Raw genomic sequence first — 13,377 nt, 5'->3', positions numbered from 1 at the left:
ACAAATGGATGTTATATTCAACTCCATAATTTATTGTCTCAAGTAAAAATTATATTTCAATATAATGAAATATAACTAACCTATTCCATCATTGTTTTTTGAAAGTATTAAAACTGAGGTGCTATCGCAAACATCACCCCGTATTTCCTACTTGCATTTTCTTGGTAAGTTGCTCTATAAAGAAATATCACTTTTACCATTCTAAAAATATTTTCTATTCCTCCTCCAACTTCTACATAAGGTACAGTTGGATCTAAACTACCAAAGGTTGGATTGTCTTTGTCCCACGGATTTATATTTGCATCTAAATTTGCTTGAGAAACACCTCCCCATAATAAATTAGCAATACCGAATGTTTTTACATTCCATTTTTTCACCAAAGGTATACGATTCATAAACAGGCCTTCAAAATGATGAAACATTCGGATACTTCCATAAGTATCTGACATAAACTCACCAAAACCCATCAAATTATAACTAGACCCATCATAAATATATTTTAGATTATTACCTCTATGTACAAAAAGTAAAGGGAAAGGAACAGTAGAAGGTGTCCACCCTGCCGAAGCGACATAATCCAATCGACCAATAGCACCCATTTTAAACCGATGGCTAACACTCATACTTAATTTATGATAACTATCTGTTGCATTGAAAACGTTAGGTAAACCTCTACTATAATTGATTGAGATGTAAGGCAACTTGCCATTGGCAACAATATATCTATTTAAATGCCTACTTTTTACATATTTTTTTCCAAAATCGAAGATGATAGATCCTCCTATCTCCGATGTGGTTATCTGATTAAAAATGAGGGAATCTGTGGTTGGCGTAGTAAAATAATTTTCATCTTTATAGGTAAAAGATCCTCTTAACTGAATACCTTCTGCAATATAACTACCCAATGAAAGTTTATATTCATCAAGCATATACGGATAATTAAAAGTACCCCATAATTGCTGAAACCATAAGTAAGGTTCTTGGCCAGGATACGTAATTCCTGCTCCTAATCTTTGTAATGAATGTTGTGCTCTAGCATAAATAAAGGTCCAGTTTTTTTCGTCTAACACATATTTCCCCATCACACCCCACTTCCATTGATCATCCTTTGTACCATACGCTAAATGTCCTCCGACCACAAAATTCTCATTCCATTGTGTATTGGTTATTCCACCTGCTTGAAAATGGTGTCCTTCCACATCATTCTGTGCATAAATGGCTAATAAAGAACCAAAATCGAATCCTCCCATTCGATAATAACCAGTCACTGCCATATCGATTAGTTTGGACGTAGTTTTTACTTCTCCCATTGTTTTTACAGTATCAATCATTGTAAAAATGCTACTGTCAGGACGGGAACTGTGCACTAAAGGAAGATCAGACGTAAAAGAGTTTTCTGTATTTATATCTACCTGAAATTTACTCCACTTTTTATTCAATTTACCACCAACATACATTCTAATTAATTGTTCTGAGGGCAGCCAAATTTCGGAAGAATCTAGAGGAGAAAGCTTTTGTTCTACGTGAATACTATCAATAAAATTAATAGGAGATGAACGATTAATATCTGCGGTTATTTTCTTTATAGCAAAGTTATTTTCATCATCAGTAATCCATATTGTGCCACCGAAAGTCATGTCATTTTCTCTCTTAGGTGTGTAAGAGATACGGTAACACCAATCTTGATCTATTTTTTCGAAAGTTTGAAGTTCAAAATCAAAATAATTTTTAAAAGTAGGGTTTAAAGGCGACACAAAATCATAGCCTAGAAATCTAAGCCAATGTTGATAAAAATTTATAGTGGTCTTTTCAGGGTCTAACCCTTCTTTAAATTGATTTTGAAACTCGGGACCTAAAAATGATTCTTTATAACTTTTGATTTCTCTATCTTCTGAAATACCATTATATATAACATCAGAAGATGAATGAGAAGCATAAACTGGTACGATAGGTATACCTTTGGTATCTTTTTCTAATTCTCCGACAGCCTGCATTTTTGATACCGCTTTAGTTACTAGTTTCTTCTGTAAAAAAGCAGAATCAAGATCGGCAATATACACATGTGTAAAAATATTAGATTGATATTGATAGTCTTTGGTCTTTTTTAAATTATGAGTGTCGGCATTTTTCATTGCCAATCTAATAATCTCCCAAGCAGGGTTTTCATACCCTCTTCTTCCCACCACTACTTCTTGAAGTTCTTTTATAGATTTTGTGAGTATGATTAGGTGTTCTTTATTCAGGTCTAATGTATCTGTATTTATCAGTTGTGAAGTATACCCCAAACACCCTATTTCTATCATTTGATTTACCTTAAGTTCCAAATCAAATTCTCCTTGATTATTTGTGGTTGTTCCCTCTTCTTTACCAATCAATTTTAAGTGAGCAAATTCAACAGGTCTTAACGATTTCTCATCAATAACCTTCCCAAAAAAGGATCTCCTATTTTGTCCTACAACAGACGAAACAATCAATAGAAATAATATAAATATTGAATACCTCAAAAAGTACTTTTTTATAAAGTGAATAATAAAGATAAGATAATACAAATTATTTTTCCATGATAAACAACTTGATATACAATTTATAAAACTACCTAATTTTAAAGGTTCTTAAGAATATTTTGTTATCAATAGTTAAGTCTTAACATTCGATGAGCATTCATTGACATTCAATTATTTTTAATGTAATAAATACACTAATCAAAAAATATTGCTTTAAGAGTACAGAATCAAAGTATATCTCATAACACTACGCACTCCGTTAAAACTTAATGGCACAAGTTTGAAAATATTACCCAATCGGCTTTGTGTCAATTTTTAACAAAATTGCGTAATAGAAAACCAGTTACATACTTTAATGGTACTACTTCTAACATAAATGAAATTCACTATCAATCAAACTCATGAAAAAATTAAACCTCATTTTCATCGCGTTATTGCTGCTCAGTACTTCAACGTTTAGTCAAAAAATACCTTTAAATCCTGATGTTAAAAAAGGGACATTATCTAATGGTATGACTTACTATATTCAAAAAAATGATAAGCCAACTAATGAAGTTCAATTTAGATTAATCATTAAAGCCGGATCTATTTTAGAAGACGAAGACCAAAGAGGTTTTGCACACTTCTTGGAACATATGGCCTTTAACGGTTCTGAACATTTTCCTGGTAATAGTTTAATTGATTATTTCCAATCTATTGGTGTTCAATTTGGAGGTGATATTAATGCATATACTGGCTATGATGAAACAGTCTATATGCTTCCTGTTCCTAATTCTGAAAAAGAAACTTTAGATAAAGCTTTTTACTTCTTTGGTGATATCCTTGGCGGTTTAACGCTAGATAAAAAAGATATAGATGAAGAAAGAGGTATTATTCATGAAGAATGGAGAACTACAACAGGGTTAGGCGATCGTACTCGTGATAAAATGTACCCTCTTTTATATCATGAATCTAGATATAAAGATCGTTTACCCATTGGTTTGATGGATGAAGTGGTTCTTAATGTTGGGAATGAGGATGCATTAAGAAGATTTTATAAAGATTGGTATCGTCCCAATTTAGCTACATTATTGGTAGTAGGTGATGTAGATGAAGCTGAGATTGAGCAAAGAATTAAAGATACATTTGGTCAAAAAACGAATCCAGTAAATGAAAAAGAAAGAGTGTACTATTCTGTAGTAGACCACCCGAATACTTTGATTGGTAAAATGGTAGATGAAGAAATTACTTCTACTTCTGCGATGATCATTAACAAAATACCAAAACATAAAGAAGAGACTTTAGAAGACTTAAAAGTAAGTGTTGCTAACATTTTATATACCTACATCATTAATCAAAGACTACAAGAAGTAGCTAAAACGAAAGATGCTCCTTTTATGTTTGCTTCATCTTATAAGGCTGGAGGTTCTGGTGATAAAGATAGATATATGTCGAACGTTTCTGTTAAATCAGGAAAAGTGATTGAAGGTTTAAAAGGTGTTCTCAACGAATTGTATCGTGCTAAAAAGTTTGGTTTTACTCAAGCTGAATTTGAAAGAAAAAGAAGTATTCTAGCCAAAGATCTTAAAACGGAGGCGATGGAACAGAGTTCACTTAAATCTGGTCAATACATCGATAATTTAATGGGACATGTACTTTACGGCTCTGAATACACTTCTGCTGAATTTAAAAATGATTATTTAGAAAAGGTCATTCAAGAAATTACAAAAGAAGATATTGAAGCCTTAGCAAAGAAATACATTCAGAATAACCCTGCCAATAGATTGGTGTTTATCAATGCTCCAAAAGGTGAAGAATTGCCTTCTGATGAAGCTTTACTTGACGCTATTAATAGTATTGATTATGCTTCTCTAACTCCTTATCAAACAGAAGAAGTTGAAGGACCTCTGATAGAAAAAGAACCTATTGCAGGTAAAGTGATTTCTACTGAAAAAGATGACGTGCTTGGAACTACTACCCTTACCTATGAAAATGGTGCAGTTGTAGTTATTAAATCCACAACGTTTAAAAACGATGAGATTCAATTTAGTGGTCAACGACATGGTGGTTATTCTTTGGCATCAGATGAGCAATTTAATAATGCATCATTAGCAGCATCTTTAGTACAACTTGGTGGTCTAGGTCAGTACAACAAACAGCAACTTGAGAAACTTGTAGGTGATAAACAAGCTTCTGTAAGTGTAAACATAGGACGCTATAATGAAACTGTTGGAGGGAAATCTACTGTAGAGGATTTTGAAACAATGATGCAGTTGACTTACCTCAAATTTACTGCTCCTAGAAAAGATAAAGAACAGTTTGATTTATACATTTCAAACAAAAAAGAATATAACAAGAACCGTTTGAATGATCCGGATTCTTACTTTGCTGATGTGGTCAACAAAACTATGTACAATAATCACCCTAGAGTAGCTACGTTGTTAACACAGGAACAAATAGGTGCTTTAAATTTGGATGATGCATTTGACTTTTACACTTCTAGATTTAATTCTGTAAGAGGTATGCACTTTGTTTTTGTCGGTAATATTGATCTTACTACAGTACAACCATTATTAGACAAATACATTGGTGGTTTACCTGGAGGCGAATTGGTTCATAACTACCGCGATAACGGTCTTAGAGTTCCTAAAACTAAAACAGTCATTGATGTTGCCAAAAGCAAATCAGAAAAAACTAAAGTCATTCTTCGTTTCCAAGGGAAGTATCCTAAAGGACAAGAAAACAGAATCAAATTAGAACTTCTAGGTGACGTTACGACCATTCGCTTAACAAAAAAATTAAGAGAAGAAATGGGTGGTACTTACTCTCCTTTTGCTTACGGTAGAGTGATTGAAAAGCCATTTAACCAATTCCAATTTAATGTGATGTTTACTTGTGCTCCAGAACAAGCTGATACTTTACAACAAGTAGCCTTACAGATTGTCAACGATCTAAAGAAAGAGGTGAAGTTAGAAGACTTGGAAAAAGTGAAAAAGACAGCTGTAAATCATCGTGAAAAAGCTTTGGAGAGAAATAATTACTGGGTGGCTTTGTTACAAAATGCAAACGAACGCAACGAAGACGCTTCGGAATATGCAAAATATGTTAAAAACATTACTGAAATTTCTCAAAAAGAACTTCAGAAAGTTGCTACTAAATATCTAAACAACAAAAAAGTATTCATCTTCACTCTAAGCCCTGAAGAGAAGAAATAAACTTCGCTATGTTTACAAACAAAAAAATACTTACTTCACTATTAATCAGCTGCCTATTTCTGTTTAGCTCTCAATTGTTCGCACAGGAACAAGTAGAGGTAAAAGGTATGATTACAGACGCCGAATCTGGAGAACCCCTTATTGGTGTGAATGTAATTATAGAAGGAACAACTTCTGGTGTAGTTACCGATTACAACGGACAATATAAATTAGGTGGTCTTACTAAGAATACTACTTTAGTCTTCCATTACATTGGATATGAAGAACAAGTAGCTACAGTTGGTGATAGATCATTAATTGATATTCAATTAACTCCAGCGGTAGAAAATCTAGAAACAGTAACGGTATTTGGAGAAAGTCAAAAAGATGCAAGATCTATTACAGGATCGGTAAGTAAGGTAGATACTAAAGTATTTACTACAGGTACGCCAGCTGGTTCATTTGATCAATTATTACAAGGTCAGGTGGCAGGTTTAGCGGTTCAGGCTACAGGTGAGCCGGGAGAAGCTTCTCAAATTAGAATACGTGGTAACAACTCTTTAGGTATTCGTTCTAAAGATGAAGAATTATCCACTTTCAACACTGCCAACGAGCCATTGTATATCTTAAATGGTATACCAATTACATCTTCTGTTTTTGCAACGATTAACCCCGATGATATTGTAGAAATCAAAGTTTTAAAAGATGGTTTATCTACAGTAGAATATGGTACTCGTGGTGCCAATGGTGTGATCGAAATCAAAACAAAAAGAGGTATAGTAGGTAAAACCACTTACAATGTACGTTATCAACACACCGTCCGCCCTATTGGTGGTTTAGGTGGTATTTCTTTAATGAAATCTCCAGAAAAATTAGCTTTAGAAAGAGAGTTGGGAATTACCAATGGAGCAGGATATATCTATTCGCCAAGACCAGGTGATTTAAAGCCAGTGCTTGATTATAAAGCTCAAAAATATGCCGAGTTAGAAGGTATTGATACTAATTGGTACAAAGAACTTTCTCAAGTTGGACAGGTAAAAGATTTACAAATGAGTATTTCAGGTGGTGTAGATGACACGAGGTATTTTATTTCTGCCAATTATTACGACGAAGATGGTAGTTATAAAAACTCATGGGCGAAGCGTTTCGCTACTCGTTTTAGTTTAGATCACAATATCAATAATCGTTTGTCTGTTGGATTTGATGCTTCTATTGCACGTAGTCAGCGTTCAAGATCAGGTACTAGCCCTGCCCGTTTGATTTATACATTACAGCCATATGAAACTCTAAACGATACTGCCTATGTATCTAGAAAAACGAATGTTGGTGGTGTAAACTTCGAAAATCCTTTTGATGAACTTTATAACAATAATAACGAAAACACGACTTGGAGATTGAATATCAATCCTAAAGTAACTTATAAAGTAACTGACGATATTAAAGTGAGAGCCGAGTATGGTATTGCGTACGCTGAGGGAGAAAATACTTCGGTAGTTTTAGCAAATCCAAATGGTGTTACAGAAAGACAAATAAAAGGTACCATCTCTAAAGGTGAATCGAAAACATTGACCAATAGAGTGAATTTAAGCTCTGACTACATGAAAGCATTCGGTGATCATTTTATCACTGTTGCTGCTGGTATGGAGTATATCAATAACAAAAACTGGGGCTTTGGTTACAACAGTGTGGGAATATCACCTAAAGTTGATCCTACGATTGGTGCTAATCCACAAGCCACCATCAATAATTCGAAATACAACGATGCCTTGTTAGGTTTCTATGGTCGTTTCTCTTACAGCTATAAATCAAAATATGACTTTACAGGATCGGTTAGATACGATGGATCTTCTATCCTTCCTAAAGGAAAACAATTTGTAGGTGCTTATGGTGCTGGTGTGGCATGGGACATGAAAGCAGAAGATTTCATGGCTTCAAATACTACATTTGATCAGTTAAAATGGAGAGTTTCTTATGGTTTGAACTACAACTCAGGTGGTATCCGTCAGACTTTAGGTATGCCTTTCTATGATTTCACCAACAGTAATACTTATAGAGGAGAAAGAATCATCAACCTTGTTGAATTCTATAATCCAGATCTGAAATTTGAGAAAACTAAACAATGGTCCGCTGCTGTCGATTTTGGTGTATTAGATCATAGATTATACGGTACAGTAGAGGCTTACATAAAAAATACAGACGATCTATTGTCTAATATCAGTATTCCAGCAAGTAATGGTTATACAAGTTTACTTCAGAATATTGGTTCCTTACAAAACAAAGGTATCGAACTTACTTTAAGTGGTGTACCTATTAGAACAGACCACTTCCGTTGGACTTCTAGATTAAACCTAGCCTACAACATTAATGAGATTACTGATTTGTATGGTCAAGATGAAATTAGAGTTGGTTCTGAAGGATATTTTAAAGTAGGCGAACCTATCAATTCTGCCTTTGTGAAACATTGGGCTGGAGTAAATCCTGTCAACGGACAACCAATTTATTACACTCCATCTGGAGAAATAGTACAAGGAGGTAATGCTCCTCAAATGATTGGTTTTGGTACTTATGACCACCCATATACTGGTGGTTTAACCAATATCTTTAATTATAAAAACTTAGAGGTATCGATGTTATTTACCTTCGCCTTTGGTGGAGTTAACTACAATAACTTAAAAGGCACCATGGTTCAGAATGTAAAAAATGGTGAAGTTCCTTTCGAAGGATTCTATGAAGAAATTTGGTTAAAACCTGGGGATGTAAAACCTTATCCTTATCCTAAATTCTTCTCTGACAATACTGCCAACTCTCTATTCTTAGAAGATGCTAGTTATGTTAGAATCAAGAACGTTACTGTACGATATAACTTACAACAATATCTACACCTTAAGCATGTAGAAAACTTTATGATAACGGCACAAGCCAACAACTTGTACACCTTTACAAAGTATCAGGGTATTGATCCGGAAGTAACAGGTATCGGTCAACCATTATTACAGTCTTATACTTTAGGTGTTGATGTCACTTTCTAAGCCAACTAACCTTATGAAAAATTTAATTTTATTCATCTTCTTCACACTCACATTGTCGGCTTGTTCATTAATTGATATCGATCCTGATAATGTTGTTTCTTCAGATAAAGCATTTGATGATGTCATCTATTATCAACAAGCTTTGAACAAAGTGTATTATGATCTTACTGTACCGACCAATAATATATCGGCTACAGATTATGCCACAGATGATTTCTCTAATGTCATTGAAGGTTACGCTCAAATGAATTACTTCATTTATTTATGGGATTACCAAGCAAGACCTCAGCCTACTTTATGGAATCAGCAATATACATTGATTGCAGCCACCAATGTAATTATTGATAATTACGATGTTGTCCCTGCCAATAATGATAAAGAACTTCAACAAAAGAATGAGATTTACGCTCAAGCTGAAGCATTAAGAGCTTGGTTCTTCTTTAATCTAACTGAGATTTATGCTCCACATTATGATGGAACAAACGGTAGTGAGTTAGCCATTCCTTTAAAACTTAAATTAGATAGAGAGTATTTACCTCAGTCTACTTTAAAAGAAGTTTTTGATCAGATTGACAATGACCTTACAGATGCCGAAACGAAGTTAAAAAACTTCTCTTCGTCGTCTGTTGATGCTCCTTATATCTTTGGTTTAGATGCTGTTCGTGCATTGAAAGCAAGAATCGCTTTATACAAAGGAGATTACGATCAGGCTAGAGATTATTCTAGTTACTTTATCAATACAGACTTATTAGATTCTGCCGATTATTGGATGCTTTGGGGTGATCAATATGGTACAAAAAACCAAGAAGTGATCTTTATGACTCATAATCTATCGGATACGGATCAAGGGGCTTTATTGGATTATCACAACCAATATGAAACCAACAATGTGTCATTAGATAGAAGTTTTTATAATGCTTTTGAAAGCTCTGATGTTCGTAAAAAAAATCAATATATAGATCCTACATCAAGAAGACCTCAAAAGTACTTGTATTTAGCAGATGATAATAATCCTAATGATACCAGAATGTTGAATTATAAGTATTTCAGAACTGCTGAACAATATTTAATTTATGCCGAGGCTTCATTAAAAAGTAATCCTGAAAAAGCTAAAGACGTGGTGAATAAACTTCGTGAAGCAAGAGGTGCTTCTGCTTTAACGTCTTTACAACTAAGCGATGTTGTTGCAGAGAGACGAAAAGAGTTGTTCCAAGAAGGTCTTCGTTTTTATGACTTAAAAAGGATTGCCAAAGAACTAGGTATTGTTGTCTCAAGACCTAATGGTACTCAACTAGTTCCTGGAGATGCTAAATACACTTTTGATATTCCTATTGACGAAACCAATTCAAATCCATACATCAATGAATAAGATCAAATATATAGTAATCGCCCTGATGACCATGTTCTTCTATTCTTGTAATGATATGGTATCAAAAGATAAATTTTATACTGGAGATCCCTTGGTAAGCTTGAGCGGAGATCAACAAATGTTGACTTTATCATCAGAACCGGATCAAGAAATTCGATTGGAATTAACAGACAGTATATCAATCAGTACTCCAATAGACAAACCATTAACGGTACAATTAAAAGTTGACTCTACAAGTTTTGGAAATTTAGGCACAGACTATACAATACAAACTGATGTAAAAATAGCTGCTGGTGCGAGTTACGGTTATTATAAAATAGTAGCCAAAGCCATCGATCCAGACCTTGTTTCAAGAACTCAATTAGTGATTCATATCGAAAGTTGTGACCAACCTAATGTTATCCCTGGAATGATGGGCATAAAGAAGAACAATGAAGACAGACGTCCCCGTCTTAAAACATATCTATTCAAATATTAATAACAATCTAAATTCATCAAACAAATGAAAAACTTAAATTTATTATCCCTAATTGCTGCCACTTTTTTAGCAGTAACAGTATTCTCTTGTTCAAGTGATTCTGATGATGTAACTCCTTCACTATCAGAAGAAGAACAACAAGAACTAACAAGACAAGAATTGGCAACTACATCTGATTCTATCTTCCAGGCAGTTGTTGAAGGTGATTGGAAATTGGTGGAGTTTGTTCCATCTGAAGACATGAAGAAGGCTGCAGAGGCTCAAGATTTATATGCTGTTACTACCATCACAAAAGGGGAGCAAGCACTTAATTTTGACATGACACTTTCTTTCGCTAAAGAAGGAGATTCGTATGACATCGGTGTTCAATTTACTCCAGAAGGTGATGAATTAATCAAAAAATTAGGTGATTACCAAGAAGCTACAACAGGTATGCCTGGTGATTGGGGGTTAATTCCATCAGCTGAGTTTTATATGGCTGAAATCAGATCTATAGTTGGTGGTCCATTCGGTGCTGATAATTTAACAGCTGATGATATCCAAGATTCTGAATCAGGTGATATTAATATCACTGTAGAACAAAATGATGTTACTGATTTATCTTATGAGAATATGTTGTTAAACTACACAAAAGTAATTACAGACAACAACGATAGAATATTCTTTAACGAAGAAGGTCAATTAGTAGTAGAAACTACTGATAATACTTACGGTACAGGTACATCTCACTACGTATTCAAAAAAGCTGAATAATTTTAGTTTTTCACATACAAAAAAAACGGTTGATGGATATTTTCATCAACCGTTTTTTATACATAATATTTTATGTATTATAGCTCCTCTGCATTCTTAATCACCCTTTCATAAAATTGAATACTGTTCTTAAACTCTTCTACTCCAATTTTCTCATTGATACCATGAAATGATTTGATGTTTTCCTTGTTTAAAGTAAACGGACAAAACCTCAAGACATTCTCTGAAATACCTGTAAAATATCTAGAATCTGATGCTGCTATCATGATATAAGGCGATACGACAACTTCTCCAAAAACTTCTCTTATAGATTGATCTAACATCTTATAGGCAGGGTGTTTGGGATTTGATACTGCCGGAGGGTTAGATCTTTCTAAGATCTGAATCTTGATACGATCATCGTTTAATGTATTTTTGATGGCACTTGTTACAGATTCTACTGTTTCTCCCGGAAGAATTCTAATATTTAAAACAGCTCTAGCCTGTGTAGGTAAAACATTATTTTTTACACCCGCCTCCACAATTGTAGGAGCTACAGTGGTTCTTACTAAAGCGTTTGATGAAGGTCCTTTTTCATATACTGCCATCAAAACTGGCTCTAACAAATTTGAATTTGCAAAAACCGTCTTTAAGGCAAAAGGCATTTCAGGCCCTACATGTTCTATAAAATCATTTAGAGGTTTAGATATGTGTGATGGAAATGGGTTATCATGTACTGCTACTAAAGCTTTTGCAATCACATCTACTGCTGTTTCTTTCTTTGGCATAGAAGCATGTCCTCCTTCTATTTCTGTAGATAGTTCTAAAGTAACAAAACCTTTCTCGGTGGTACCGATTAAAGCAACTTGCTTTTCCATTCCGGGTACTAAACCATCTGTTAAATATCCTCCTTCATCCAAAACAAATTCTGCTTTTACTCCTTTTTGTTTTAGAAAATGAGCTATCTGTTTAGCGCCATTATTCCCCATCACTTCTTCATCATGCCCGAAAGATAAATAGATCGTTCTTTTAGGTTGATAGCCATTTTTTATCATTCCTTCTATAGCTTCTAGAATACCAATAACTCCTACTTTATCATCAATTGCTCCTCTACCCCAAATAAAACCGTCTACAATTTTTCCTTCAAAAGGTGGTTGTTTCCATTTTGGGAGATTTCCTTCAGGAACAGGTACAACATCATAATGCGACATTAAGATGATCGGTTTTAATGAAGGATCGCTCCCTTGCCAAGTAAATAACATACTTAATCCACCTAGAAGTTGATGACTTGTTTTTTGAAAAGTATGAGGGTAAACATCTTTGACAAAATCAATAAACTTATAAAACTCGGTGGTATCTATATGGTCATCATATGAAATAGTTTGTATTTGAATTGCTTCTGATAGATGAACAACTGCTTCATCGTAAGATGAATTATTCTCAATTTTTCTAAAATCTAATTGCTTGGAATCAAAAGTGATATAATTGTAAGACAAATAAATGGCCCCAATAGTAAATGAACCTAAGATAATTCCGAGAAGCTTTTTCATGAGTAATAGTAAACGTTTAGAGTGTTGATGAAGCTATTCTAAGTACAATTTAGACAAATAATTCAGATGAGTTTTTAAATCTGAATTGAAGATTAAATAAATTTTCCTTTTCCCACAAAATAAAAAATTATTAAACCCTTCAATATTAACACTTTACAATATCTAATTACTAACAACTGTAAAATTCAAAGTAAGCAGTCGGGCAACTCCATCTATCATCCTATAATCCCACGCATTAATTTTACGACATAATCAAACACAACAATTATGTCAAGAAAAGAAGAAATGTACGCTCATCTAGAAGCATGGAAAGAAAGTGGATTAACTCAAAAAGGTTATTGCGCACTTCATTCAATAAAAGCACCTACTTTCAGTTATTGGGTAACCAAGACTTGTGGTAAAAAAAACGTTGACTCACCTGCTCAATTTATTCCTATCTCTCCAACTAACCCTGTTGAGCAAAAAATAACAGTTGAATACCCTAACGGAGTAAAAGTTCATTTATCAAACACTGAACTTCTTAAAGAAGCGATTCATTTATT

The 13,377-nt window shown here is 33.9% G+C and carries 8 protein-coding genes; 6 read left to right on the top strand and 2 right to left on the bottom strand.

Annotated elements, in window-relative coordinates; translation table 11 throughout:
- Positions 1-107 precede the first annotated feature (107 nt).
- Positions 108-2,504: a DUF5686 family protein gene (locus NH26_RS17975; RefSeq protein ID WP_158021961.1), complete on the bottom strand. Its 2,397-nt coding sequence runs from the start codon at positions 2,502-2,504 to the stop codon at positions 108-110.
- A 401-nt stretch (positions 2,505-2,905) separates the two neighbouring features.
- Here NH26_RS17975 and NH26_RS17970 point away from each other — a divergent pair, with 401 nt between their 5' ends.
- Genes NH26_RS17970 through NH26_RS17950 form a run of 5 tightly spaced genes read left to right on the top strand, consistent with a single transcriptional unit; the run spans position 2,906 to position 11,306 of the window.
- Entirely contained in the window at positions 2,906-5,698 is a 2,793-nt protein-coding gene (locus tag NH26_RS17970) for a M16 family metallopeptidase (protein WP_044223245.1), read from the top strand.
- Positions 5,699-5,706: 8 nt separating this feature from the next.
- Positions 5,707-8,706: a SusC/RagA family TonB-linked outer membrane protein gene (locus NH26_RS17965; protein WP_084812228.1), complete on the top strand. Its 3,000-nt coding sequence runs from the start codon at positions 5,707-5,709 to the stop codon at positions 8,704-8,706.
- A 13-nt stretch (positions 8,707-8,719) separates the two neighbouring features.
- On the top strand, positions 8,720-10,075 hold the full coding sequence (locus NH26_RS17960) for a RagB/SusD family nutrient uptake outer membrane protein (RefSeq protein WP_158021960.1): 1,356 nt from the start codon (positions 8,720-8,722) through the stop codon (positions 10,073-10,075).
- Positions 10,068-10,553: a hypothetical protein gene (locus tag NH26_RS17955; RefSeq protein ID WP_044223236.1), complete on the top strand. Its 486-nt coding sequence runs from the start codon at positions 10,068-10,070 to the stop codon at positions 10,551-10,553. Before NH26_RS17960 ends, NH26_RS17955 begins: the two co-directional genes overlap by 8 nt.
- Positions 10,554-10,577: 24 nt before the next feature.
- Positions 10,578-11,306, top strand: a complete 729-nt coding sequence (locus NH26_RS17950; protein WP_044223233.1) for a hypothetical protein — start codon at positions 10,578-10,580, stop codon at positions 11,304-11,306.
- A gap of 77 nt (positions 11,307-11,383) precedes the next feature.
- Here NH26_RS17950 and NH26_RS17945 read toward each other — a convergent pair whose 3' ends face one another.
- Positions 11,384-12,835 carry a M20 family peptidase gene (locus tag NH26_RS17945; RefSeq protein WP_044223229.1) on the bottom strand — a complete coding sequence of 484 codons (1,452 nt, stop codon included), beginning with the start codon at positions 12,833-12,835 and terminating at the stop codon, positions 11,384-11,386.
- A 267-nt stretch (positions 12,836-13,102) separates the two neighbouring features.
- Between NH26_RS17945 and tnpA the strand changes: the two genes are divergently transcribed.
- Positions 13,103-13,377: IS66 family insertion sequence element accessory protein TnpA (gene tnpA / locus NH26_RS17940; RefSeq protein ID WP_199880248.1), on the top strand; the 275-nt coding region annotated here is incomplete at its 3' end.

This window comes from Flammeovirga pacifica, assembly GCF_000807855.2.
GTDB classification, from domain to species: Bacteria; Bacteroidota; Bacteroidia; order Cytophagales; family Flammeovirgaceae; genus Flammeovirga; species Flammeovirga pacifica.
The sequence above is the reverse complement of the archived record's forward strand: the minus strand, read 5'-3'. Positions and strand labels throughout refer to the sequence as shown.

What these genes read in the sequence shown, in the direction of transcription:
- NH26_RS17965 (WP_084812228.1), top strand. Translation starts at nt 5,707, where the DNA reads ATGTTTACAAACAAAAAAATACTTACTTCACTATTAATCAGCTGCCTA.
- NH26_RS17970 (WP_044223245.1), top strand. Translation starts at nt 2,906, where the DNA reads ATGAAAAAATTAAACCTCATTTTCATCGCGTTATTGCTGCTCAGTACT.
- NH26_RS17955 (WP_044223236.1), top strand. Translation starts at nt 10,068, where the DNA reads ATGAATAAGATCAAATATATAGTAATCGCCCTGATGACCATGTTCTTC.
- NH26_RS17960 (WP_158021960.1), top strand. Translation starts at nt 8,720, where the DNA reads ATGAAAAATTTAATTTTATTCATCTTCTTCACACTCACATTGTCGGCT.
- NH26_RS17950 (WP_044223233.1), top strand. Translation starts at nt 10,578, where the DNA reads ATGAAAAACTTAAATTTATTATCCCTAATTGCTGCCACTTTTTTAGCA.
- NH26_RS17945 (WP_044223229.1), bottom strand. Translation starts at nt 12,835, where the DNA reads ATGAAAAAGCTTCTCGGAATTATCTTAGGTTCATTTACTATTGGGGCC.